Source organism: Variovorax sp. M-6, assembly GCF_052114385.1.
Classification (GTDB): Bacteria; Pseudomonadota; Gammaproteobacteria; order Burkholderiales; family Burkholderiaceae_C; genus Variovorax.
The window spans coordinates 76,242-99,193 of record NZ_JBFREQ010000017.1; the positions used below are offsets into that span (position 1 = coordinate 76,242).

The 22,952-nt window shown below is 67.4% G+C and carries 21 protein-coding genes; 14 read left to right on the forward strand and 7 right to left on the reverse strand.

What is annotated here, in order from left to right; genetic code table 11:
- The first annotated feature begins 41 nt into the window (after positions 1 to 41).
- The 10 genes from AB4Z46_RS19585 to AB4Z46_RS19630 all read left to right on the forward strand — a co-directional run bounded on the left by AB4Z46_RS19585 (position 42) and on the right by AB4Z46_RS19630 (position 10,149).
- On the forward strand, positions 42 to 1,154 hold the full coding sequence (locus tag AB4Z46_RS19585) for an ABC transporter ATP-binding protein (RefSeq protein WP_442285198.1): 1,113 nt from the start codon (positions 42 to 44) through the stop codon (positions 1,152 to 1,154).
- Between the two features lie 74 nt (positions 1,155 to 1,228).
- The gene (locus tag AB4Z46_RS19590; protein WP_442285199.1) at positions 1,229 to 2,500 is read left to right on the forward strand and encodes an ABC transporter substrate-binding protein; all 1,272 of its coding nucleotides are present in this window, start codon (positions 1,229 to 1,231) and stop codon (positions 2,498 to 2,500) included.
- 156 nt (positions 2,501 to 2,656) lie between these two features.
- A complete protein-coding gene (locus tag AB4Z46_RS19595) occupies positions 2,657 to 3,574 on the forward strand; it encodes an ABC transporter permease (RefSeq protein ID WP_442285200.1) in 918 nt (305 codons plus the stop codon).
- A 1-nt stretch (position 3,575) separates the two neighbouring features.
- Positions 3,576 to 4,466 carry an ABC transporter permease gene (locus tag AB4Z46_RS19600; RefSeq protein WP_442285201.1) on the forward strand — a complete coding sequence of 297 codons (891 nt, stop codon included), beginning with the start codon at positions 3,576 to 3,578 and terminating at the stop codon, positions 4,464 to 4,466.
- Positions 4,467 to 4,479: 13 nt separating this feature from the next.
- Entirely contained in the window at positions 4,480 to 5,214 is a 735-nt protein-coding gene (locus AB4Z46_RS19605; protein WP_442285202.1) for an aspartate/glutamate racemase family protein, read from the forward strand.
- A 79-nt stretch (positions 5,215 to 5,293) separates the two neighbouring features.
- Complete coding sequence (locus AB4Z46_RS19610) at positions 5,294 to 6,199, forward strand: pirin family protein (RefSeq protein WP_442285203.1); 906 nt, start codon at positions 5,294 to 5,296, stop codon at positions 6,197 to 6,199.
- Between the two features lie 175 nt (positions 6,200 to 6,374).
- A complete protein-coding gene (locus tag AB4Z46_RS19615; RefSeq protein WP_442285204.1) occupies positions 6,375 to 6,935 on the forward strand; it encodes a Spy/CpxP family protein refolding chaperone in 561 nt (186 codons plus the stop codon).
- A gap of 159 nt (positions 6,936 to 7,094) precedes the next feature.
- Positions 7,095 to 7,886, forward strand: a complete 792-nt coding sequence (locus AB4Z46_RS19620; protein WP_442285205.1) for an endonuclease/exonuclease/phosphatase family protein — start codon at positions 7,095 to 7,097, stop codon at positions 7,884 to 7,886.
- On the forward strand, positions 7,883 to 9,142 hold the full coding sequence (clsB, locus tag AB4Z46_RS19625; protein ID WP_442285206.1) for a cardiolipin synthase ClsB: 1,260 nt from the start codon (positions 7,883 to 7,885) through the stop codon (positions 9,140 to 9,142). The genes AB4Z46_RS19620 and clsB overlap by 4 nt, the downstream gene beginning before the upstream one ends.
- Positions 9,142 to 10,149 (forward strand): lysylphosphatidylglycerol synthase domain-containing protein, encoded by a 1,008-nt coding sequence (locus AB4Z46_RS19630; protein ID WP_442285259.1) that lies wholly within the window; start codon positions 9,142 to 9,144, stop codon positions 10,147 to 10,149. The genes clsB and AB4Z46_RS19630 overlap by 1 nt, the downstream gene beginning before the upstream one ends.
- Here the strand turns inward: AB4Z46_RS19630 and AB4Z46_RS19635 are convergent.
- Positions 10,137 to 10,712 (reverse strand): acyloxyacyl hydrolase, encoded by a 576-nt coding sequence (locus tag AB4Z46_RS19635; RefSeq protein ID WP_442285207.1) that lies wholly within the window; start codon positions 10,710 to 10,712, stop codon positions 10,137 to 10,139. The genes AB4Z46_RS19630 and AB4Z46_RS19635 overlap by 13 nt on opposite strands.
- Positions 10,713 to 10,896: 184 nt before the next feature.
- Between AB4Z46_RS19635 and AB4Z46_RS19640 the strand changes: the two genes are divergently transcribed.
- The 3 genes from AB4Z46_RS19640 to AB4Z46_RS19650 all read left to right on the forward strand — a co-directional run bounded on the left by AB4Z46_RS19640 (position 10,897) and on the right by AB4Z46_RS19650 (position 12,308).
- Positions 10,897 to 11,394, forward strand: a complete 498-nt coding sequence (locus tag AB4Z46_RS19640; RefSeq protein WP_442285208.1) for a polyhydroxyalkanoate granule-associated phasin — start codon at positions 10,897 to 10,899, stop codon at positions 11,392 to 11,394.
- Positions 11,395 to 11,469: 75 nt separating this feature from the next.
- Complete coding sequence (locus AB4Z46_RS19645) at positions 11,470 to 11,886, forward strand: MerR family transcriptional regulator (RefSeq protein WP_442285209.1); 417 nt, start codon at positions 11,470 to 11,472, stop codon at positions 11,884 to 11,886.
- Complete coding sequence (locus AB4Z46_RS19650; RefSeq protein ID WP_442285210.1) at positions 11,883 to 12,308, forward strand: PaaI family thioesterase; 426 nt, start codon at positions 11,883 to 11,885, stop codon at positions 12,306 to 12,308. The genes AB4Z46_RS19645 and AB4Z46_RS19650 overlap by 4 nt, the downstream gene beginning before the upstream one ends.
- A gap of 33 nt (positions 12,309 to 12,341) precedes the next feature.
- Here AB4Z46_RS19650 and AB4Z46_RS19655 read toward each other — a convergent pair whose 3' ends face one another.
- Both AB4Z46_RS19655 and AB4Z46_RS19660 read right to left on the reverse strand, forming a co-directional pair.
- Positions 12,342 to 13,520 (reverse strand): metallophosphoesterase, encoded by a 1,179-nt coding sequence (locus AB4Z46_RS19655; RefSeq protein WP_442285211.1) that lies wholly within the window; start codon positions 13,518 to 13,520, stop codon positions 12,342 to 12,344.
- A 111-nt stretch (positions 13,521 to 13,631) separates the two neighbouring features.
- Positions 13,632 to 14,117 carry a hypothetical protein gene (locus AB4Z46_RS19660; protein ID WP_442285212.1) on the reverse strand — a complete coding sequence of 162 codons (486 nt, stop codon included), beginning with the start codon at positions 14,115 to 14,117 and terminating at the stop codon, positions 13,632 to 13,634.
- Positions 14,118 to 14,380: 263 nt separating this feature from the next.
- Between AB4Z46_RS19660 and AB4Z46_RS19665 the strand changes: the two genes are divergently transcribed.
- Complete coding sequence (locus AB4Z46_RS19665) at positions 14,381 to 15,616, forward strand: MFS transporter (RefSeq protein WP_442285213.1); 1,236 nt, start codon at positions 14,381 to 14,383, stop codon at positions 15,614 to 15,616.
- A gap of 88 nt (positions 15,617 to 15,704) precedes the next feature.
- Here AB4Z46_RS19665 and cysS read toward each other — a convergent pair whose 3' ends face one another.
- The 4 genes from cysS to dnaA all read right to left on the reverse strand — a co-directional run bounded on the left by cysS (position 15,705) and on the right by dnaA (position 22,794).
- Entirely contained in the window at positions 15,705 to 17,078 is a 1,374-nt protein-coding gene (gene cysS, locus AB4Z46_RS19670; RefSeq protein WP_442285214.1) for a cysteine--tRNA ligase, read from the reverse strand.
- 197 nt (positions 17,079 to 17,275) lie between these two features.
- Positions 17,276 to 19,897 (reverse strand): DNA topoisomerase (ATP-hydrolyzing) subunit B, encoded by a 2,622-nt coding sequence (gyrB, locus tag AB4Z46_RS19675; RefSeq protein ID WP_442285215.1) that lies wholly within the window; start codon positions 19,895 to 19,897, stop codon positions 17,276 to 17,278.
- A gap of 137 nt (positions 19,898 to 20,034) precedes the next feature.
- A complete protein-coding gene (gene dnaN, locus AB4Z46_RS19680) occupies positions 20,035 to 21,141 on the reverse strand; it encodes a DNA polymerase III subunit beta (protein ID WP_442285216.1) in 1,107 nt (368 codons plus the stop codon).
- 273 nt (positions 21,142 to 21,414) lie between these two features.
- Positions 21,415 to 22,794 (reverse strand): chromosomal replication initiator protein DnaA, encoded by a 1,380-nt coding sequence (dnaA, locus tag AB4Z46_RS19685; protein ID WP_442285217.1) that lies wholly within the window; start codon positions 22,792 to 22,794, stop codon positions 21,415 to 21,417.
- Positions 22,795 to 22,952 lie beyond the last annotated feature (158 nt).

Here is a 22,952-nt window from a genome sequence, read left to right on the forward strand (position 1 = left end):
CAGGCCGGTTCGCTGGCACATGTCTTGCGATGGCATCCGCAATGGATGCTGTCACCGCCCCTCCGCCCGCAGCCGTTGAAATCGTCGCGCTGAGCAAGCGCTACGCCGCCGGCACGCCGCCCGCGGTCGATCAGATCGACCTGCGCATCGCCAGCGGCAGCTACTGCTGCCTGCTGGGCCCCTCGGGCTGCGGCAAGAGCACCACGCTGCGCATGGTCGCGGGCCACGAGTCGGCCTCGGGCGGCGACATCCTGCTGGACAACCGCAACATCACGAACCTGCCGGCGGCGGCGCGCGGCACCGCGATGATGTTCCAGAGCTTCGCGCTGTTCCCGCACCTGTCGGCGCTCGACAACGTCGCCTTCAGCCTCAAGATGAAAGGCGTCTCGAAAAGCGAACGCCACAGGCGCGCCGCCAACCTGCTCGAACGGGTCGCGATGGGACACCTGGCCGAGCGCAAGCCGGGCGAACTCTCGGGCGGCCAGCAGCAGCGGGTGGCGCTGGCGCGGGCCCTGATCACCGAACCCCGCGTGCTGCTGCTCGACGAGCCGCTGTCCGCGCTCGACCCCTTCCTGCGGATCCAGATGCGCGCCGAGCTGCGCCGCTGGCAGAAGGAACTCGGCCTCACCTTCATCCACGTCACGCACTCGCAGGAGGAGGCGATGGCGCTGGCCGACACCATGGTGGTGATGAACAACGGACTGATCGAGCAGGTCGGCTCGCCGCACGACGTCTACAACCATCCGGCCAGCGAATTCGTGGCCCGTTTCATGGGCGGCCACAACGTGTTCGCGCTCGACGACGGGCTGGTCGCGGTGCGCAACGACCACATGCGGATCGCGCCCGCGGGTGCCGTCGGCGGCGACACCGGACTGCCCGCGCACGTGACCGATGTCGATTACCAGGGCACCTACGTGCTGCTGGGCCTGCGCCTCGCGGGCGTGCCCCCGGAGTTCGCCAACGTCTCGGTGCTGCTGACCGAGAAGGACTTCGCCGCCCGCAACTACGCGCCCGGCGAGAGCGTGCGCCTCTCGTGGGCCGCGGCCGACGCGCGGACGCTGGGCCCCGGTGCCACCCGCCCCGAGGCGCGCGGTGGCGGCACGCCACCGGCCCGGCGCGCGCCGATGGCGGCCCTGGCAGCGATGGCGGCCTGAGGGCGCCCCACCACGCACGCCCCCGCATTTCGGTTCTTCCCCATTCATCACCACCGCCTCCCAGGAGACCTCCCATGTCCAAGAAAATCGACACCCCCACCGCCGGCGTGCAGCGCCGCACGCTGCTGCAGGGCACCGCGGGCATCCTCGCGGCGGGCGTGTTCCCCGCCATCCATGCGCAGGAGAAGATCGTGCTGCGCTACCTCGGCACCGCGGTCAACCAGGACAAGGCGATCGCCGAGAAGTTCAAGGCCGACACCGGCATCGAGATCCAGTACGTGGCCGTCACCACCGACGACGTCACCAAGCGCGCCGTGACCGCGCCGAACAGCTTCGACCTGATCGACACCGAGTACTTCTCGCTGAAGAAGATCGTGCCGACCGGCAACCTGAAGGGCATCGACACCCGGCGCGTGAAGAACGCCGACAAGATCACCTCGCTGTTCACCAAGGGCGAGGTCGCGGGCAAGAAGGTCGGCGACCAGGGCACGGCGCCGATCAAGGTGATCTTCCTCGAAGGCGAGAAGAGCAAGGCCTTCTCGAAGACGCCGACGCAGTTCATGTCGCTGATCCCGACCACCTACAACGCCGACACGCTGGGCATCCGTCCCGACCTCATCAAGCGCCCGATCGGCTCCTGGGCCGAGCTGCTGAACCCCGAGTTCAAGGGCAAGGCCGCGATCCTCAACATCCCGTCGATCGGCATCATGGACGCGGCGATGGTGGTCGAGGCCAAGGGCATCCACAAGTACGCCGACAAGGGCAACATGACCAAGGCCGAGATCGACCTGACGATCAAGACCCTGATCGAGGCCAAGAAGGCGGGCCAGTTCCGCGCGCTGTGGAAGGACTTCAACGAGTCGGTCAACCTGATGTCCTCGGGCGAGGTGGTGATCCAGTCGATGTGGTCGCCGGCCGTGACCGCGGTGCGCAGCAAAGGCATCGCCTGCACCTTCCAGCCACTGAAGGAAGGCTATCGCGCCTGGGCCTCGGGCTTCGGCCTGCCGGCCACGCTGTCGGGCAGGAAGCTCGACGGCGCCTACGAGTTCATCAACTGGTTCCTCGACGGCTGGGCCGGCGCCTACCTGAACCGCCAGGGCTACTACAGCGCCGTGCTGGAAACAGCCAAGGCCAAGATGGAGCCCTACGAGTGGGCCTACTGGATGGAAGGCAAGCCCGCCGCGCAGGACATCAAGAGCCCGCAGGGCGACGTCATCGCCAAGGCCGGCGCGCTGCGCGACGGCGGCAGCTACGAGGAGCGCATGGGCGGCATCGCGTGCTGGAACGCCGTGATGGACGAAAACGAATACATGGTCAGGAAGTGGAACGAGTTCGTGGCTGCCTAGCGGCAGTCCACGAACTCGACCCCCAGGCTGCGCTGCGCTTCGCCCACCCCCTGTGAGGGGGCGACACCAGCGGCCCGGCAAAGCCGGTTCCGCGGTGTCCCACCAACGGGCTTCGCGTTGCTCGCCTGAGAGAACACTCCATCTCCCACTTCATTCATGAGCGCACCCGCCACATCCGGCCACGCCGCATCGCTGCCCACCAAGTCCATCAAGGCCTGGTGGCAGGCGGCGCCCTTCGCGCTGGTGTTCCTGCTCTTCTTCCTCGTTCCGCTGGCGCTGGTCGCGATGGTGAGCCTGTGGAATTTCAACGAGTACGAACTGATCCCGGCGATCTCGCCGCGCAACTACCTGAGCATCTTCGAGGGCTGCTCGCACCTCACCGACAACGGCGATTTCTGCGTCACGCTGTCGACCTACCTCAGCACGCTGAAGTTCTGCCTGCTGGTCTGGGGCATCACGCTGCTGGTGGGCTTCTCGGTGGCCTACTTCCTGGCCTTCCACGTGCGCTCGCCGGGCATGCAGACGCTGCTGTTCGTGCTGTGCACCGTGCCCTTCTGGACCTCCAACGTGATCCGCATGATCTCGTGGGTGCCGCTGCTGGGGCGCAACGGGCTCGTGAACCAGGGGCTCGTGGGGCTGGGCCTGGTCGACACGCCGGTCGAATGGCTGCTGTTCTCGGACTTCTCGGTGGTGCTGGCCTTCGTGCACCTCTACACGATGTTCATGATCGTGCCGATCTTCAACTCGATGATGCGCATCGACCGCTCGCTGCTCGAAGCCGCCAACGACTCCGGCGCGTCGGGCTGGCAGACGCTGTGGAACGTGATCGTGCCGCTGTCGCGCACGGGCATCCTGATCGGCTCGATCTTCGTCATCACGATCGTGATGGGCGACTTCGTCACCATCGGCGTGATGGGCGGCCAGCAGATCGCCTCGATCGGCAAGATCATCCAGGTGCAGACCTCGTACCTGCAGTTCCCGCTGGCGGCGGCCAACGCGATGATTCTCCTGGCGGTGGTGCTCATGATCATCTGGGGCCTGACCCGCCTGGTCGACATCCGGAAGGAGCTCTGACTTGAGCCCACGCATTGGAGAACAGCGCAGGCCCGGCTTCTGGCCCCTCGCCATCGTCTTCGCGCTGTTCGTGGTCTTTCTCTACGGCCCGATGGTCACGATCTTCGTGCTGAGCTTCCAGGGCCCCGAAGGCGGCCTGACCTTTCCGCTGCGCGGCGTCTCGCTGCACTGGTTCCGCAAGCTCGCCGAAGGCCTGGGCACGGTCGACATCGGCGCCGCCTTCGGGCGCTCGCTGGTGCTCGGTGCGGTGGTGATGGCATTCACGGTCGTGCTGTCGGTGCTGGCCGGCCTCGCGTTCCGCAAGCGGCTCAAGGGCGGCAATGCGCTGTTCTTCGTCACCGTGGCGAGCCTGATCATGCCGTCGATCATCGTGTCGCTCGGCATCGGGCTGCAGTTCCGGCTGCTCGATGGCGGCATCAAGAGCGCGCTTGGCGCGATGGGCGCCGAGGGCAAGCTGGAGAAGTACGGTACGGCGCTCGGTCTGCTCACCTCGGCACTCGGCGCCCACCTGACCTGGACGCTGCCCTTCGGGCTCCTGATCATGTTCGCGGTCTTCAACCGCTTCAATCCCGCCTACGAGGAAGCCGCGCGCGACCTCGGCGCGACGCCGTGGCAGAGCTTCCTGCACGTGGTGCTGCCGCTGATCGGGCCGTCGGTGGTCGGCATCGGCATGTTCGGCTTCACGCTGAGCTGGGACGAGATCGCACGCACCTCGCAAGCCATCGGCGATGTCAACACGCTGCCGCTCGAACTGCAGGCGCTGACCTCGACCGTGACCACGCCATCGATCTATGCGCTCGGCACGGTGACCACCGTCGTGTCCTTCGCGGTGATGGCGCTCGCGCTGGGCTCCGCGGCCCTGCTGCGTGGACGCGCGAAGCGCGGACGCTGATGCGGGCTCGCCCATGACTCGTCTACTCGTGATCAACCCGAACACGTCCGCATCGGTGAGCGGCCTGCTGCAGCGGCATCTGCAGGCGCAGCTCGGCAGCCACGCGAGCGTGCGCACGGTCACCGCCCGCTTCGGCGCCCCCTACATCGCCAGCGAGGCCACCTACGCGGTGGCGCAGCACGCCGTGCTCGACGCCTGGGCCGCGGCACATGCGCAGGGCGAGCGGCCCGATGCCATCCTGATCGGCTGCTTCGGCGACCCGGGGCTGTTCGCATTGCGCGACGGCGCCGGCCCGCCCATAGGCGGCCTGGCCGAAGCCGCCTTCGCTGCGGCGGCACGGCACGGCCGATTCGCCATCGTGACCGGCGGCGAACGCTGGCGGCCGATGCTCGAGCGGCTGGCGTCCTCGCTCGGCTTCTCGGCTTCGCTGGCCGGTATCCACACGGTGGCGCCCACCGGCGCCCAACTCGCCGAGGACCCCGTGGGCGCCCGTGCGCTGCTGGCCGAGGCCTGCCGCGAGGCCGCGCTGCGCTTCCAGGCGCAGGCCGTGATCCTCGGTGGCGCCGCCCTGGCCGGGATCGCCGCCGACATCGCGGGTTCGGTACCGGTGCCGCTGATCGACAGCGTGAGCGCGGGCGGCGCGTGGGCGCTGGAGGCCCTCCGGAGCGGCGCGGCGTCCGCCGCAGCTACGGGCGGCTTCGGCGTGGCCTGGCAGAGCGTGTCCTGGGAGCTCGAGGCGCTGGGTTGACTTGCCCCGACGGCGCCGGCCCGGGTTCGCTACAGCCCCACCGGTGGCGCGGTCGCCCCAACCGTGCCACCATGCCGCCATGAGCCACCCTTCCCACGCCCGTCCCACCCACGCGGTCGAGCCGGCGTCGCTCGCGCGGCCGCGCGGCATCGACCAGATCGTCGCCGGCGTCTCGACCAGCGACGGCGATGGCGTCAAGCTCACGCGGGTGCTGCACGAGCCCCTGCAGCAGCGGCTCGATCCCTACCTGATGCTCGATGCCTTCGGCAGCGACAACCCGGGCGACTACATCGGCGGCTTCCCGAGCCACCCGCACCGCGGCTTCGAAACCGTGACCTACATGATCTCCGGGCGCATGCGTCACCGCGACAGCGCGGGCCACGAAGGCCTGCTCGCGAACGGGGGCGTGCAATGGATGACGGCCGGCCGCGGACTGGTGCACAGCGAGCTGCCCGAGCAGGAAGAGGGCCTCATGGAAGGCTTCCAGCTCTGGCTCAACCTGCCGGCCAAGGACAAGATGCGCGAACCCTCGTATCGCGATATCCAGAGCCCCGAGATCCCCGAGTTCATCACCCCGTCCGGTACCCGCGTGCGTGTCATCGCGGGCCACAGCCACGGCGTCAAGGGTGCGATGCAGCGCGAACATACCGAGCCGCTCTACCTCGACATCGAACTGCCTCCCGGTGCCGAATTCGCCCAGCCGCTGCCGGACGACCACAACGCGCTGGTCTACGTCTTTCGCGAATCGCTCTACATCGGCAGCAGCGAGATCCCGACCAAGCGCATGGCCATCCTGGCCAACGAGCCCGGCAGCGACGGCGTCGTCCTGCGTGCCCCGGCGTCCAACCACAGTCCGGCGCGCGCCTTGCTGATCGCCGGCAAGCCCTTGAACGAGCCGATCGCCCGGTACGGCCCGTTCGTGATGAACACGCGCGAGCAGGTCTCGCAGGCGATGCACGACTTCCAGAACGGCACGCTGGGCTGAAGCGCGCCGATACGCACGCGCCTTGGACCGCCGCCGCCCCGGCAACGCGGCGCGGCGCCTTCACCTATCTTTACCCGCGCTAACCCCGGGCTCACGGTTGCGATACATGCGGTCGCCACACTTGCCTTCACCTGCTGCCCATCGGCGGCGGGCTTCTTCGAAAGGAAGCACTGTCATGATCCCGTCCCGCAAGAATTTCCTCCTGGCCGGCTTGCTGGCCTCCGCCGCCTTCGCCTCCTCGGGCGCCTTCGCCCAGGCAGCGGTGACGCCGCCGCCGGCCGCCGAGGCGCAGACCGGCGCGCAAGCCCCGGCCAAGCCGCAGCGCGACCGCGCCGACCACGCCCAACGCCTGGAGCGCATGCAGGCGCAGCACGCCAAGCACCTCGCGGCGCTGAAGGAAAAGCTGAAGCTCACGCCGGCGCAGGAAAGCGCCTGGAGCAGCTTCACGGCGGCTCAACAGAGGCCGGCCCGTCCCGTCGGTCAAGCCGATGCCGAACGCGCCGAATTCGCCAAGCTGACGACACCGCAGCGCCTCGACCGGATGCAGGCGCGCCAGGCCGAGCGCAGCGCGATGTTCGCCAAGCGGGCCGATGCGACGCGCAGCTTCTACGCGACGCTGACGCCGGAACAGCAGAAGACCTTCGATGCCGAGTCGATGCCTCGGTTCGGTGCGCGCGAAGGTCACGGCGGCCCTGGCGGGCATCACCATCATTCCGCTGCGCCCGTGAAAAGCTGATACAGGCTCATGGAAAAGCCCCCGACGCTCGCGCGCCGGGGGCTTTTTCCTTTGAGGGCGGATCCGACGCGACCATTGAGGCGATCCAATGCTCATGCACAGGCCGGCGAAGAAGGTGGTGCGTTCCTACAGCCGCGGCACGGCCTCGGGCTTACAACGATGTCTGTGAAGCCTTCTTCCCATTCGGCCGTCGTCGCCGCAGCGTCGACCTCGCTCAAGGTCATGACAGTGAATACCCACAAGGGCTTCACGGCGCTGAACCGCAGGTTCATCCTGCCGGAACTGCGCGACGCCGTACGCACGGTGGGCGCCGATGTGGTGTTCCTGCAGGAAGTGCTGGGCACCCACTCGCGCCATTCGCGCAAGATCGACAACTGGCCCGAGGCGCCGCACTACGAGTTCCTGGCCGACACCATGTGGCCGCAGTTCGCCTATGGCCGCAATGCGGTGTATCCGCGCGGCCACCACGGCAACGCGCTGCTGTCGAAGTTCCCGATCATCCACCACCGCAACCATGACATCTCCATCGTCGGCCCGGAGAAGCGCGGCTTGCTGCATTGCGTGCTGCGGCTGCCGGCACGGCCGATCGACGTCCACGTGATCTGCGCCCACCTCGGGCTGGCCGAAACGCACCGCCTGCAGCAGCTCGAGCTGCTGTGCCATATCGTGCGCGACGAAGTGCCGGCGGATGCGCCGCTGATCGTGGCTGGCGACTTCAACGACTGGCGCGGCCGCGCGCACGAGATCCTCGCGCAGGGCGCATCGCTGCGCGAAGTGTTCGTGCAAGCCAACGGCAGCGCCGCGAAGACCTTTCCCTCGCGCTTTCCGATGCTGCCGCTGGACCGGATCTACGTGCGCAACGCCGGTGCGCATTCGCCGGTCGTGCTGCCGCGCAAGCCCTGGTCGCACCTGTCGGACCATGCGCCGCTGGTGGCGGAGATCGCACTGTGAGCGGCTACGCCACGGACACCCAGGCCGCCGCCCGGCGCTGGACCGAAGGCAACCGCGTTGCACTGCTGGAGAACGGCGAGCAGTTCTTTCCGCGCGTGTTCGAAGCCATCCGCGAGGCCCGGCGCGAGGTCATCGTCGAGACCTTCATCCTGTTCGAGGACAAGGTCGGCGAACAACTGCACGCCGCCCTGCGCGCGGCGGCTGCGCGCGGCGTGAAAGTCGACCTGATGATCGACGGCTTCGGTTCGCCCTCGCTGTCGCCCGGTTTCATCGGCGGGCTGACCTCCGCGGGCGTCCAGGTGCGGGTGTTCGATCCGGGCCGGCCCTTCTTCGGCCAGCGGCTCAACGTCCTGCGGCGCATGCACCGCAAGATCGTGGTCATCGACAGCGCGCTCGCCTTCGTCGGCGGCATCAACTATTCGGCCGACCACCTGCTCGACTTCGGCCCCAAGGCCAAGCAGGACTACGCGGTCGAGCTCGCCGGACCGATCGTCTCGGAGATCCACCGCTTCGTGCTGCAGGCGATCGCTATCGGCGGCAAGGGCCCGGGCTGGTACCGGCGCCGGCTCAAGGCCACCGCGCAGGACAACATCGCGCCGGCGGGAGAGGCCGCGGTGCAGTTCGTGACCCGCGACAACCGCCGCCACACCAACGACATCGAGCGCCACTACCTCGCCGCCATCCGCAGTGCGCGGCGTCGCATCGTGATCGCCAATGCCTACTTCTTTCCCGGCTACCGGATGATCAAGGAAATGCGCCGCGCCGCGCGGCGCGGGGTCGACGTCCGGCTGATCCTGCAGGGCGAACCCGACATGCCGATCGTGAAGGTGGCGGCCAGCCTGCTCTACCACCACCTGCTGCACGCCGGGGTGCGCATCTACGAGTACTGCGAGCGCCCGCTGCACGGCAAGGTGGCGCTGGCGGACGACCAGTGGAGCACGGTCGGCTCGAGCAACCTGGACCCGCTGAGCCTGTCGCTGAACCTCGAAGCGAACGTGATCGTGCGCGACAGATCCTTCAACCAGACGCTGTGGGAGCGGCTCGATGCGCTGATGCGGAACAACTGCAAGCGGGTCCAGGCCTCGGACCTGGGCGAATGGAGCGCCTGGCGGCTGGTGCGCAGCTTCTTCGTCTTCCACCTTCTGCGCTGGTATCCCTCCTGGGTCGGCTGGCTGCCGCGCCATGCACCGCAGGTGAAGCCGCTCGACACGCCCGTGCCGCAGGACGCCGGCGCCACCCGGACGGACGCGGCATGATGGCCAGCCGGCCCGCAGCGGTCGATGCCGCGCCGCCGTGGGAGCGGGCAACCGGAGGCTGGCCGCGCCTCAGGCGGATCGCCGCGTGGCTCTTCTTCGCCGCCGTGCTCGCGCTCATCGTGCGCCAGGCCCGCACGATCGACTGGACCGAGGTGCTCGACGCGCTGCGCGACATCCCGCTGCCGGCCCTGCTCGCTGCGGGCGCACTCGCGGCCTGCAGCCACCTGCTCTACAGCACCTTCGACCTCCTCGGCCGACGCATGACCGGCCACCGGCTCGGCACCCGCGTGGTGATGCGCGTCACCTTCATCAGCTACGCCTTCAACCTCAACCTCGGCGCGCTGATCGGCGGCGTCGCATTCAGGTATCGGCTCTACTCGCGCCTCGGCCTGGACAACGTCACGATCACGCGCGTGCTCGGCTTCAGCATGCTGACCAACTGGTTCGGCTACCTGGTGCTCGCCGGCGCCGTGTTCTGCTTCTGGCCGATGACGCTGCCGCCCGAATGGCACATGGACGGCGAAGGGCTGCGCATCCTGGGCGCCGTGCTGCTGGTCGCGGGCATCGCCTACCTAAGCCTGTGTGCCGTGGCGCGCCAGCACACCTGGCGCATCCGCGGCCACGAGCTCGACACGCCGTCGCTGCGCATGGCGCTGCTCCAACTGCTGCTCTCGGCCGCCAACTGGTCGCTGATGGGCGGCGTCGTCTGGTTCCTGCTGCAGCGCCAGCTGCCCTATCCGGAAGTGCTCGCGGTGTTCCTGGTCGCGGCGGTGGCGGGTGTCATCGCCCATGTGCCGGGCGGGCTGGGCGTGCTGGAGGCCGTCGTCCTGGCGCTGCTTGGGCACCGGCTGCCGCAGGGCACGCTGCTGGGCGCCCTGCTCGCCTACCGGGCGATCTACTACCTCGTGCCCTTGACTCTCGCCGCGCTGGCCGTCGTGGTCACCGAACTGCATGCCAGAAGGCTGCGCCGGACCGGCACAGCCCCTGACGGAGATCAGAAGCGATGAAGGTAGCGCACCCGCACGAAGGTCTCGCCCGGGTTCGGCGACTTGATGCCGGCGTTCGAGAAGTGCTGCAGGCGCAGCGACAGCTCGTGTTCGCCCTGGGCGCCGAAGCTGCCCCCGATGCTGAACTGTTCGGTGAACTGGAAGGCGGTGCTGAACTCCCGGTCGATGGTGCGGTAGAGGCGGTCCATCACGGTCCCGCCGATGCCGGCCTCGACGAACCAGGGCGAGTCGCCCTCGTTGAAGCGGTAGCGCCAGTTGGCGATCACGCCCAGCTGGGTGTAGTTGCGCTTGTCCCGACCGTCCGGCAGAGGGGCGCGCCACTGGCTCACGAAGAAATCCCAATTGAGCGACATGGCGCCGCCCTGGACCGGCGGCCAGAGCGTCCACGGCACGACCGCCCCGAGCGTCAGCGAGTCGGTCTGCGCATTGCTATGGAAAAGCGCCTGCCCGAGATCGATGTAGATGCCCGGCGCGCTGTCCTGCGGAGCCGCTGCGGCAGCGAGGGAAAGCGACAGGCATCCAGCACACGGCAGCAGCCTGAGGCAGCGCGGAATGGTGATCATTTGTTTAAGCCTGCGTTCCAAAAGTGAATGTAACAAGCATCGCAAAGCTTGTGTGAGGCATGAATCGACATTTCGCTCCCGAAGGGTAGGACGGGAACCCCAAATCAATGCTGCAGTGCAGCAAAAGAGGGCCTGGAGGTCTATAGTCGGATCAGAGCCCCACGAACACCGTCCAAAGACCTCCATGACCCCCAGCTTCTCTTCGCCGCGCTTCTTCAACCCGCTCATGCTGTGGGTCGACGTGGCCTTGAAGACCCACGAGATGCTGCTGTCGTCCGGTTCGGTGATCCAGATGCGCACCGAGCGCATGGCCAAGGCCGGGCTGCTGCCCAACGAAGTCGACCTTGCCGAGTTCCAGCTCATGAGCCACGAAAAGCTGGCGGCAGCCGGCGAATCGGGCGCTGCCATGGCGAACCAGCTGCACACCACCCAGTTCGCGCTCGTGAATCGCGCCGTGAAGCATTGGCTGAGCGGCGGCGCGGCCTTGTTCTCCTTGCTCACCAGCACCACCGCGGCCCAGGCAGTAGGCCATGCCGAAGCCTTCGGCAGCGCCGCCACCCGGTCGGCCGAGGCGGTGAGCCAGCTGTCCAGCGCGAGCGCGCGCATTGCGCAGCGCGGCCTCAAGCCGATCCACGCCAAGGCGACCTCCAATGCGCGCCGGCTCTCCGCCGGGCAGGCCTGAACCGCCGCCGCCGCGCCGAGAATAATTTCGGCCGCGCCAAGCTTCGCGCAACGCGAGGCTTGCTAGCCTTGGCGCATGCGGATCTCCGAACTCGCCCAACGCGCCGGCGTCACGGTGCATGCGCTTCGCCACTATGAGCGGCTGGGCCTGCTGCTGCCGGCACGCACGGCGTCGGGCTACCGCGACTATCCGGAATCGATGCGCCGTGAAGTCGTGTTCATTGCCATGTCGCGCCGCATCGGCTTCTCGCTGCAAGCCATCGGCGAACTGCTGCCGGCCTATCGCGCCGGCCGCCTGAGCATCGCCACCATGACCGAGGCGCTGCAGCACCGCGCCGCCGCACTGGAGCGTCAGATCACCGAACTGCAGGCGCAGCGCATCCAGGTTCTCGAACACGCGTCCTGGCTGCGCGAGCAGGACCGGCGGCAACGCGCGCGGACCCGGACCCCCTCCCCCTGGCCGAAAGCGGCCGCTCGAAAGGACAGGAAATGACCACATCCCACCTCCAGCAGCTCGAGCGCGCCGTGCTCGCGATGCCGATGGCGCGCACGCTGGGCCTGCGCTTCGTCCGGCTGGCCCGCGGCGAGGTCGAACTCGAGATCCCGATCGCCGAAGCCTTCACCTTCCGCCCCGGCCAGCTCCAGGCCACGCCGGTCTTCGCAGTGGCCGATTTCGCCGCGGTCGGAGCCGCCGGCAGCGTGCTGCCCGAGGGCTGGATCAACGCGACCGTCGACGCCACGCTGAAACTGGTGGCGCCCGCCGTCGGCGCGGCGTTGCGCGCCCGGGGCCGCGTGGTCAGCGCCGGCAAGCTGCTCACCGTCTGCGCGGCCGACGTGTTCGCGGTCGACGCCGACGGCAACGAAACGCTCTGCGCCACGCTGCTCGGCAGCGCGCGCAACATCAAGCCCGCCTGAGGCAGAGCGGCCGACGCCAGGCCGCCCCGGGGCTCAAGCCTGCACCAGCCGCAGCAAGGTGATCTCCGACGGGGCGCCGAAGCGTTTGGGCGGGCCCCAGTAGCCGGTGCCGCGACTGGTGTAGACCCACATCTCGTGCAGCTTGTGCAAACCGGCCGTGAAGGGCTGCTGCAGCGGCACGAACAGGTTCCACGGAAAGAACTGGCCGCCATGCGTGTGACCGGAGAGCTGCAGGTGGTAGCCGGCGCCGGCGGCCTCCGGCGCGCTGCGCGGCTGGTGTGCCAGCAACACCCGCGTGTGCACCAGCGGCGGCGCGTCGAACAGGGCGAGATAGGGGTCGCTCGCATGCGCCGCATCGAAATGGCCCGCCGTGTAGTCGGTCACGCCGGCCACCAGCAGCGCGCTTTCGAGCACTTCCTCGTCGGTCTGCGCGCCTTTCACGTTGCGCGTCTGCAGCACCACGTGCTCGTTGAGCAGCACGCGCAGGCCGAGCCGCCGCAGTTCATCGATCCAGGCATGCGCACCCGCGTAGTACTCGTGGTTGCCGGTCACCACGAAGGTGCCGTGCCGCGTCTTGAGATGCTGCAGCGGGGCGATATGGTCGCGCAGCTCGGCCACCGTGCCGTCGACCAGGTCGCCGGTGATCGCGACCATGTCGGCGCCCAGCGCGTTGACCGCATTCACGATGCGCTGGATGTAGCCGCGCTTGATCGTCGGCCCCACGTGAATATCGCTGAGCTGCGCGATGGTGAAACCGCTCAGCGCCGAAGGCAGGTCGCGGATCGGCACGTCGACCCGTACCACGCCCGCCGTGCGCCGCGCATTCAGCAAGCCGACCAGGGAAGTCGCAGTCGCCGCCAGCGGCACGGCCGCGGCGCTCCAGACGCCCCAGCGCGACCAGTCGACCGTCGCACCCGACGCCGCCGCGCCGAGCCAGCCGAGCAGCAGGCCCGCATCGCGCAACAGCGTGAGCACGATCATCGACGAGAACCAGCCCATGCTGATGAGCCCGATCCATTTCCAGGCGTCGGCGAACTGCCGTCTTTCGGAACGCATGCCGACGAACGGCAGCGGCATGGTGGAGGCCGACACGAGCAGCGCCGCCAGCAGCGCCGGCTGCGCCAGCGGCAGGCCCGCCAGCGCCGGCAGCAGCCGCAGGCCGATGTAGACGTGCAGCAGCGTGGTGAGAAGGATGAGGGGGCGAAGCGGCATCGGGGCCCAGGAAGACGGGCGGCGCCCGGCCCCTCCATGTGGGAGCGAACGCTGCGCATTCAAGGCCCCTTTTTTCGAGGGAGCCGGCCGCAGGACCGGCTTGTCTCCGGCCTATCTGACGGAGGCTTGCTGTTCGGGGCGCGGGAAGCCCAGCGCGGCGGCGAAATCGACATTCGAGGGCCAGACGAACACCGCCTTCGAGCTCAGGCCGTTGAACACGGTCAGTGGCTGCTGCAGCGTGATCCCGGCCAGCGTGGCCTCGACCTCGTAGGCGCCGGGGTCGAGCCGTGCCAGCATGATCGGCGCGCCGGTGGCCGTCTCCATCACCAGCCGGCCCGAATAGCGCTCGCGAACCACGACCTTCACGTCGCTCGGAAACTGGCCCGGCTTGCCGCGGCTGACCGCGAACTCCAGGGTGGCGGCCCAGCGCGGCGCCACCGTCTCCATGAAGGACGCCTCGGCGCTGCTCTTGCCGCCGCACATGTACTCGATGCCCTGGGCGATCCGGATCGGCGGATTGGTCAACGCCTGCGCCGAACTGAACACGCCGAGGATCGCCAGGGCCGCTGCGGGCCGCCAAAAACGGGTCGGGGTCATTGCTCTGCTGTCCTTGCTCAAAAATGGCGATTGCTCGCCGGCAATTCTGCTTAGCAAGAGTCGGGCTAGGAATAGCGTTTACACGCAGTGGCGCCGCCGAGACGCCCCAAGGACGAAAAACGCATGACGACCGACGGTTTTCATTGTTGGCGATCCGGAAATTGAGATGTTCCGCGGGGCCGCTTCGAGGCCTGCGATCCACGGCCAGACTCGATGGCCCCGCAACACAGCTTCGGAACCCGCCTCCGGTTCCAGACGCCCTCATGAACGCACCCTGCTCCCCCTGCGCCGATGCGCTGGCCCCCGCCGCCGCCGATTCGTCCCGCTCCGCCTGGCTCGCGGTCGGCTCGATCGCCGTCGGCACCTTCGCGATGGTCACGACCGAATTCCTGCCGATCGGCCTGCTGACCGACATCGGCGCCGGCCTGCAGGTCAGCGACGGCACGGCCGGCCTGATGGTCACGATGCCGGGCGTGCTGGCCGCCTTCGCCGGGCCGGCGCTGATCGTCGCCTCCGGCCGCCTCGATCGCCGCACCGTCCTGGTGGCGCTCACGGCACTGCTGGTCGCCTCGAACCTGCTGGCCGCCTTCGCGCCCAACTTCGCGACCATGCTGGTGGCCCGGCTGATGCTGGGCCTGTGCGTCGGCGGCTTCTGGACCTTCGCGCCGAGCGCCGCCACGCAGTTGGTGGCGCCGGGCTCCCAGGCACGCGCCATGTCGCTGGTGCTCGCCGGCGTTTCGGTGGCCACCGTGCTCGGCGTGCCGGCCGGGGCGCTGGTCGGCACGCTGGCCGGCTGGCGCGCGGCCTTCGGTGTCACGGGCGGTCTGGCCGCGATCGTGCTGGCGGTGCAGATCTGGCTGCTGCCTGCCATGCCGCCGTCGCGCGCCATCCGGCCGCGCGACCTGCTCACGCCGCTGACCCGGCGCATGGCGCAGGTCGGATTGCTGGCCGTGCTGTTCCTGGTCGCCGGCCATTTCGCCGCCTACACCTACCTCAAGCCCCTGTTGCAGCAGGTCTTCGGACTGGGCTCCGGCCCGGTCACGGCCTTGCTGCTGGCCTATGGCGCGGTCGGCTTCGTCGGCACCTTCATCGGCGGCAGCCTGGTCGCGCGCAGCGTGCGTGCCGCAGCGCTGCTGGCGGCCGTGCTGCTGGCCACCGCGCTGCTGCTGTCGACGGTGGCGGGCAGCGGCTTCGTGGCCGGCGCGGCGGTGGTCATCACCTGGGGCATCGCCTTCGGCATGATCCCGGTCGCGCTGACCGGCTGGATGATGGAAGCCGTGCCCGATGCACCCGAAGCCGGCCAGGCCCTGCTGGTGAGCGGCTTCCAGGTCGCGATCGCCTCGGGCGCCCTGCTCGGCGGCCTCGTGGTCGACGGCTGGGGCATCTCGACCGCGATGCTGCTGAGCGGGGCGCTGGTGCTGGTGGCTGCCGTGATCGTGGGCGGGCTGGGGCGGGCGCCGAAGCGCGCGGGGCTGGGCACCGTGGGCGAAGGCAGCTGAACGAACGGCCGAGCGCAGAGAGCCCCGCGGTACCGGATCACCGTCTGCGCGCCAAACGCTCGGCGAATTCAGGGCCGGTGTTCCAGTGCTAACGGCGGAACAGGCGCTGGCCCTTCTCCCCGTCTTCGATGTCCCACCCCAGGTCTCTCAGCCTGACACGCACCGCATCCGCCTGTTCCCAGTCCTTTTCGGCCCGCGCCCTCCGGCGCTCTGCCGCCAGGGACGCGATGTGCGTCGGGATGACGGGCTCCTCCACCTGCCACCCGGCCAGGCGCAAGCCAAGCACCGCGTCGAACGCATCGACCGTGGCGCGCCGCGTCGCCATGGGCAACTCACTCTTGACCAATTCCCACAGCACCGCAAGCGCGCGAGGCAGATTGAGGTCCTGGTCGACCTCGGCGTGGAAGCGCGCCGAGAAATCCGCGTCGACCGCCCCGCCTTCGGGCCAGCCCGCGTACGCCCGTCGCAAACGATCCAATGCCGCCCCCGATGCAGTCAGCGCCTCTTCGGTGAATCGCAACTCGCTCCGATAGTGCGCCGTCAGGCATAAATAGCGGTAGGCGAGCGGGTCCGCCCCGCGGTCGATCAAGGTCTGCAACCGGAGAAACGCTCCGCTCGACTTCGACATCTTCGCGCCGTCGTCCAGCAGAAAGTGCCCATGCATCCAGAAGTTCGCCATGCGCGTGCCGTGGTTTGCCTGACACTGCGCAATCTCGTTGCTGTGATGAACCGAAATGTGGTCTTCACCACCGCAATGAATGTCGAACCATGGCCCCAGGTACTTGCTCGCCATGGCCGAGCACTCGATGTGCCAGCCCGGGAAACCGCGGCCCCAGGGACTGTCCCATTCCATTTGCCGCATCGCTCCTGCGGGACTGAATTTCCAGAGCGCGAAATCGGTCGCATTGCGCTTTTCTCCCATCGCGATCCTGGTGCCGGCCCTCATGCCCGCACGGTCCAGGCGGGCCAGGTGGCCGTAGTCGTCCTGCTTGCTGGTGTCGAAGTACACGCCGTCTGCGGTCTGGTACGTGTAGCCCTTGTCCTGCAGTGCTGCGATGAACGCCAGTTGCTCGGGAATATGGTCGGTCGCACGCGGCCAGTGCGTTGGCTCCAGGAGATTCAGCGCCTTCCAGTCGCTCCGGAACGCCGCGGTGAATCTTTCAGCGATCGCCCATGCAGACTCGCCCGTGCGTCGACTTCCCTTTTCCATCTTGTCTTCGCCGGCATCGGCGTCCGACACCAGATGGCCCACGTCGGTGATGTTGACCACGTGCCGCACCCGATAGCCGTTCGCGACCAGCACCCGGCGCAGCAGGTCTTCGAACACATAGGTGCGCAGGTTGCCGATATGCGCATGGTCGTACACCGTCGGCCCGCAGCAATAGAGATCCACCTGGCCGGGACGAATGGAAATGAATGGCCGCACAGAGCGCGACCAGGTGTCGTACAGAGCGAGTGACATTCGAAGTCCTCTGTGAGGGGAAGGGATTCGTCACAAACAAAAAGGCCACCGGTCTCGCAACGGGTGGCCTTTGGGGACGCGGACGTGAAATGACGCGCTACACGCAAGCCCCATCGGCAGGCCGTGACAGCATGCGCAAAAGAATGCGCAAGGGGGGAAATCGTGGGCGGCCATGGACGGCATCATAGCGAGCAACGTCAAACGTCGATGTTCGCGGCCCTGAGCGCGTTCTGCTCGATGAACTCGCGCCGCGGCTCGACCTCGTCGCCCATCAGCATCGTGAACACGCGGTCGGCCTCGATCGCGTCGTCGATCTGCACGCGCAGCAGCCGGCGCACCGCCGGGTCCATCGTCGTTTCCCACAGCTGCTCGGGGTTCATCTCGCCCAGCCCCTTGTAGCGCTGGCGCGAGGTCGCGTTCTCGGCCTGGCCGATCAGCCAGCGCATCGCTTCGCGGAAGTCGTTGACCTTTTCTTCCTTGGCGCGCTCGCCTTCGCCGCGCTTGACCACGGCGCCCTCGCCCAGCAGGTCGCGGAAGGTCTTGGCGGCCTCAGCCAGTGCCGCGTAGTCGGCGCCATGGACGAAGTCCTGGGTGAGCACGCTGCTCTTGATGTTGCCGTGATGACGGCGGCTGATGCGCAACAGCGGCTTGTCGGTGCGGGTGTCGAACTCGCTCGACACATCGGCCGGCGCGCCGGTGGTGTTGAGCTCGCGCAGCTTGTTCTGCAGCGCCACGGCCGAGGCCTCGGCGCTGGCGGTGGTGTCGAGGTCGAGCGAAACGCCGTCGGCGATGGCGCGCAGCGCCGCCGCATCGAGGAACACGCCGAGCCGAGCGATCACGGCCTCGGCCAGCTGGTGCTTGCGCGCCAGTTCGGCCAGCGTGTCGCCGCTGAGGGTCGTCGGGCTCGCGCCGCCGGTGGCGACACTGGCGTCCTTCAGCGCCACCTTGAGCAGGAAGGCGTCGAGCGCCGGCCCGTCCTTGAGGTACTGCTCTTCCTTGCCGACCTTGACCTTGTACAGCGGCGGCTGGGCGATGTAGATGTGGCCGCGCTCGACCAGCTCGGGCATCTGCCGATAGAAGAAGGTCAACAGCAGCGTACGGATGTGGGCGCCGTCGACGTCGGCGTCGGTCATGATGATGATGCGGTGGTAGCGCAGCTTGGCGACGTTGAAGTCGTCGGCGCCGCCGCCCGAGGTCGTCGCGCCGGCCCGGCCGATGCCGGTGCCGAGCGCCGTGATCATGGTCAGGATTTCGTTGCTGGTCAGCAGCTTCTCGTAGCGCGCCTTCTCGACGTTCAGGATCTTGCCGCGCAACGGCAGGATGGCCTGGAACTTCCGGTCGCGGCCCTGCTTGGCGGAACCGCCGGCGGAATCGCCCTCCACCAGGTAGACCTCGCACAGCGCCGGGTCCTTTTCCTGGCAGTCGGCCAGCTTGCCCGGCAGGCCCATGCCGTCGAGCACACCCTTGCGGCGCGTCATCTCGCGCGCCTTGCGTGCGGCTTCGCGCGCACGCGCGGCTTCCACGATCTTGCCGCAGATGATCTTGGCGTCGTTCGGACGCTCCTGCAGGTAGTCGGTCAGCAGCCGGCCGACGATGTCTTCGACCGGCGCGCGCACCTCGCTCGACACCAGCTTGTCCTTGGTCTGGCTCGAGAACTTGGGCTCGGGCACCTTCACGCTCAGCACGCAGCACAGGCCTTCGCGCATGTCGTCGCCGGTGACCTCGACCTTGGCCTTCTTGGCCAGTTCGTTTTCCTCGATGTACTTGTTGATGACCCGGGTCATCGCGGCGCGCAGGCCGGTCAGGTGGGTGCCGCCGTCACGCTGCGGGATGTTGTTGGTGAAGCACAGCACCTGCTCGTTGTAGCCGCTGTTCCACTGCATCGCGACCTCGACGCCGATGTGCGTGCCCGGGATGCCGCCGTAGGTCTCGGCGGGCTTCTCGCCCGCGGCGTAGAACACGTTCGGGTGCAGGACGGTCTTGCCCTTGTTGATGAACTCGACGAAGCCCTTGACGCCGCCGGCGCCCGAGAAGTCGTCCGACTTGCCGGTGCGCTCGTCGAGCAGTCGGATCCGCACGCCGTTGTTCAGGAAGCTCAGTTCGCGCAGCCGCTTGCTGAGGATCTCGTAGTGGAAATCAGCGTTTTCCTTGAAGATCTCCGAGTCGGGCAGGAAGTGCACCTCGGTGCCGCGCTTCTCGGTCTCGCCCGTGATCTTCATCGGCGACACCTCGACGCCGCTGACGGTTTCGATGATGCGGTTCTGCACGAATCCCTGGCTGAACTCCAGCGTATGGACCTTCCCTTCGCGCCGCACCGTCAGCCGCAGCATCTTGCTCAGCGCGTTGACGCAACTCACGCCCACGCCGTGCAGGCCGCCCGAAACCTTGTAGCTGTTCTGGTTGAACTTGCCGCCCGCGTGCAGTTCGGTCAGCGCGATCTCGGCCGCCGAGCGCTTGGGCTCGTGCTTGTCGTCCATCTTGACGCCGGTCGGGATGCCGCGGCCGTTGTCGGTGACCGAGACCGAGTTGTCGGTGTGGATGGTCACGACGATGTCGTCGCAATACCCCGCCAGCGCCTCGTCGATCGAGTTGTCGACCACCTCGAACACCAGGTGGTGCAGCCCGGTGCCGTCCGACGTATCGCCGATGTACATGCCCGGGCGCTTGCGCACCGCCTCCAGCCCCTCGAGGATCGTGATGGAGCCTTCGCCATAGGAGGTGTCGCCGGCCGGTGTCACCTCGATAGGAATCGCGTTGTCGATTTCAGGGGTGTAAACCGGCTCGGTGTGCGGCACGTCCGGCTTGTTTTCTTCGCTCATCAGACTCTTTCTCTCTCGGCACCGGGCTGGGCGCCTTCTGTTCGGGAGATACCGCGGAACCGGCTCCGCCGGGCCGCTGGTATCGCCCCCTGCAAGGGGGTGGGCGGCTACACGAAGTGAGCCAACCTGGGGGTGTGCTAAATCCTCATCGGCATGACGACGTACTTGAACGACGCGTTCTCGGGAATCGTCATCAGCACCGAGCTGTTGGAGTCGGCCAGGTCCAGCTTGACCATGTCCTGGCTCATGTTGGCCAGCGCGTCGATCAGGTAGGTCACGTTGAAGCCGATCTCGATCGCGTCGCCGCCGTAGTCGATGTCGAGTTCGTCCTGCGCCTCTTCCTGCTCGGCGTTGTTCGAGGCGATGCGCAGGGTGCCGGGCTCGATGTTGAGCCTCACGCCCTTGAACTTCTCGCTGGTCAGGATCGCGGTGCGCTGCAGGCTGGCCAGCAGCGGCGCGCGGCCCAGCGTCACCGTGTTCTTGTGGGTCTTCGGGATCACGCGGTTGTAGTCGGGGAACTTGCCCTCGACCAGCTTGGTGACGAATTCCATGCCGCCGAAGCTGAACTTGGCCTGGTTGTTGGCGAACTGCATCTCGATCGCGCCTTCGGCGTCGGACAGCAGGCGCTGCATCTCGAGCACGGTCTTGCGCGGCAGGATCACCTCCTGGCGCGGCACTTCGACGTCGAGCATGGCCGAGGCGAAGGCCAGCCGGTGACCATCGGTCGCCACCAGGCTCAGCTGCTTGCCCTCGGCGACGAACAGGATGCCGTTGAGGTAGTAGCGGATGTCGTGCACCGCCATCGCGAACGACACCTGGCCGAGCAGGTCCTTGAGCGTCTTTTGCGGCACGCTGAAGACCGGGCCGAAGTTGGCCGCTTCCTGGACCAGCGGAAAGTCCTCGGCCGGCAGCGACTGTAGCGTGAAGCGGCTCTTGCCGCCCTTGAGCACCAGCTTGCTGGCGCTGGATTCGAGGCTCACGGTCTGGTCGGCCGGCATCGTGCGCAGGATGTCGATCAGCTTGCGGGCGCCGATGGTGGTCGTGAAGTTGCCTTCGTCGCCGCCGAGCTCGGCCTGGGTCCGGATCTGGATCTCGAGGTCGCTGGTGGTCAGCTGGATCTGGCCGCCGGTCTTGCGGATCAGCACGTTGGCCAGGATGGGCAGCGTGTGGCGCCGCTCCACGATCCCCGCCACCGATTGCAGCGCGGCGAGGACTTTGTCTTGTGTTGCCTTCAAAACGATCATTGTCTTACCTCTTCCTTATTTCTTTAATTCAAATTAGTAGTAGTAGATAAGGGACGCACTGGGCTGTGGACAGGGCCATTTTCCGCTTTCGTGACAAGGACTTGCGGCAGCCGGCCGGCTGTGCGCAGCCGTGCTTTCGTGCTGTCGCGCCAAGGCGCACAACTTCGGGGCGCGCGCCCGGCCTGTGGACAAGTGCCTTCTTGCACCGAAACTGTCCCCAGAGTTGTCCTTTGACAGGACGCGCCGCTTCTGTGCAGGACCACGCTCACCGAATCATCCTTTGAGAGTTTGTTCCAGCACGTGCAATTGCTGGTTGAGCTCGGTGAGCTGCTGCCGCTCGCCCGAGATCTTGCGCACCGCGTGCAGCACCGTCGTGTGATCGCGGCCACCGAACAGCTCGCCGATCTCGGGCAGGCTCTTCTGGGTCAGCTCCTTGGCCAGGTACATCGCGATCTGGCGCGGTCGGGCGATCGAGGCCGGCCGCTTCTTCGAGTACATGTCGGCGACCTTGATCTTGTAGTAGTCGGCCACCGTCTTCTGGATGTTCTCGACCGAGATCTGCCGGTTCTGGATCGACAGCAGGTCGCGCAGCGCCTCGCGCGCCAGCGCGATGGAGATCTCTTTCTGGTTGAAGCGCGAGTACGCCAGGATCTTGCGCAGCGCGCCTTCGAGCTCGCGCACGTTGGAGCGCACGTTCTTGGCGACGAAGAAGGCCACCTCTTCGGGCATCTCGGCGCTCTCGGCCCGCGCCTTGTTGATCAGGATCGCGACGCGCATCTCGAGCTCGGGCGGCTCGATCGCGACCGTCAGGCCCGAATCGAAGCGCGAGACCAAGCGCTCGTGAATGTCCGCCAGGCCCTTGGGATAGGTGTCGCTGGTCATCACGATGTGCGACTTCTTGGCCAGCAGGGCTTCGAAGGCGTTGAAGAATTCTTCCTGCGTCCGGTCCTTGTTGGCGAAGAACTGGACGTCGTCGATCAGCAGCAGATCGAGCGAGTGGTAGCGCTCCTTGAACTCGTCGAAAGTCTTGCGCTGATAGGCTTTGACCACATCCGAGACGAATTGCTCCGCATGGATGTAGAGAACTTTGGATTCCGGCCGATCGGCGAGCAAGCGGTTGCCCACCGCGTGCATCAGGTGGGTCTTGCCGAGGCCGACGCCGCCGTAGATGAAAAGCGGGTTGTAGAGGTGGCCCGGCATGCCGGCCACGTGCATGGCCGCGGCGCGCGCCATGCGGTTCGCCGTGCCTTCCACCAGGGTGTCGAAAGTGAGCCCGGAGTTCAGCCGGTTCTTGAACGCGGCAGCGGCCAGGTCCTCGCCCGGCGCGGCCAGGTCACGCGGCACGTCGACTTCGGTAATGACGGCCATTGATGCAGGCCTGGCAACGATTTCCCGAGGAGCGAGCGCTAACTCGATGATCACAGGCTGACCATAGAGCTTCTCCGCCATGGCGGCAATCTTGCCGGCGTACTGGGCCCGGATCCAGTCGAGTTTGAAGCGGTTGGCCACGAAGACCGTGACCCGCGAAAGATCGTCCGCGACCCGTGCGGTCAGCGGCTTGATCCAGGTGTTGAATTGCTGTTCGGACAGCTCCTGTGCGAGCTGGTCGACACAGGCCTGCCAGAGGCTGTCGCCAATGCCGTCACTCGGCATGGGTGCTCTGAAAAGTGGTTTGTCCCTCAGCCATCTCTCGTCTTGGTATTGTGGATAGTCGCACCCGCGATGCGCCTTTGATTCTAACTTGTCAAAACCTTATCCACACCGTTTCAGCGGTCGTCGAAGAGGCCCGGATCGGTGCCAGTGATTGTGGG

Bases quoted from the DNA above. Each gene is read 5' to 3' on its own strand.
- AB4Z46_RS19585 (WP_442285198.1), top strand. From the start codon at position 42: ATGGATGCTGTCACCGCCCCTCCGCCCGCAGCCGTTGAAATCGTCGCG.
- AB4Z46_RS19590 (WP_442285199.1), top strand. From the start codon at position 1,229: ATGTCCAAGAAAATCGACACCCCCACCGCCGGCGTGCAGCGCCGCACG.
- AB4Z46_RS19595 (WP_442285200.1), top strand. From the start codon at position 2,657: ATGAGCGCACCCGCCACATCCGGCCACGCCGCATCGCTGCCCACCAAG.
- AB4Z46_RS19605 (WP_442285202.1), top strand. From the start codon at position 4,480: ATGACTCGTCTACTCGTGATCAACCCGAACACGTCCGCATCGGTGAGC.
- AB4Z46_RS19610 (WP_442285203.1), top strand. From the start codon at position 5,294: ATGAGCCACCCTTCCCACGCCCGTCCCACCCACGCGGTCGAGCCGGCG.
- AB4Z46_RS19615 (WP_442285204.1), top strand. From the start codon at position 6,375: ATGATCCCGTCCCGCAAGAATTTCCTCCTGGCCGGCTTGCTGGCCTCC.
- AB4Z46_RS19620 (WP_442285205.1), top strand. From the start codon at position 7,095: ATGTCTGTGAAGCCTTCTTCCCATTCGGCCGTCGTCGCCGCAGCGTCG.
- AB4Z46_RS19630 (WP_442285259.1), top strand. From the start codon at position 9,142: ATGGCCAGCCGGCCCGCAGCGGTCGATGCCGCGCCGCCGTGGGAGCGG.
- AB4Z46_RS19635 (WP_442285207.1), bottom strand. From the start codon at position 10,712: ATGATCACCATTCCGCGCTGCCTCAGGCTGCTGCCGTGTGCTGGATGC.
- AB4Z46_RS19640 (WP_442285208.1), top strand. From the start codon at position 10,897: ATGACCCCCAGCTTCTCTTCGCCGCGCTTCTTCAACCCGCTCATGCTG.
- AB4Z46_RS19645 (WP_442285209.1), top strand. From the start codon at position 11,470: ATGCGGATCTCCGAACTCGCCCAACGCGCCGGCGTCACGGTGCATGCG.
- AB4Z46_RS19650 (WP_442285210.1), top strand. From the start codon at position 11,883: ATGACCACATCCCACCTCCAGCAGCTCGAGCGCGCCGTGCTCGCGATG.
- AB4Z46_RS19655 (WP_442285211.1), bottom strand. From the start codon at position 13,520: ATGCCGCTTCGCCCCCTCATCCTTCTCACCACGCTGCTGCACGTCTAC.
- AB4Z46_RS19660 (WP_442285212.1), bottom strand. From the start codon at position 14,117: ATGACCCCGACCCGTTTTTGGCGGCCCGCAGCGGCCCTGGCGATCCTC.
- AB4Z46_RS19665 (WP_442285213.1), top strand. From the start codon at position 14,381: ATGAACGCACCCTGCTCCCCCTGCGCCGATGCGCTGGCCCCCGCCGCC.
- cysS (WP_442285214.1), bottom strand. From the start codon at position 17,078: ATGTCACTCGCTCTGTACGACACCTGGTCGCGCTCTGTGCGGCCATTC.
- gyrB (WP_442285215.1), bottom strand. From the start codon at position 19,897: ATGAGCGAAGAAAACAAGCCGGACGTGCCGCACACCGAGCCGGTTTAC.
- dnaN (WP_442285216.1), bottom strand. From the start codon at position 21,141: ATGATCGTTTTGAAGGCAACACAAGACAAAGTCCTCGCCGCGCTGCAA.
- dnaA (WP_442285217.1), bottom strand. From the start codon at position 22,794: ATGCCGAGTGACGGCATTGGCGACAGCCTCTGGCAGGCCTGTGTCGAC.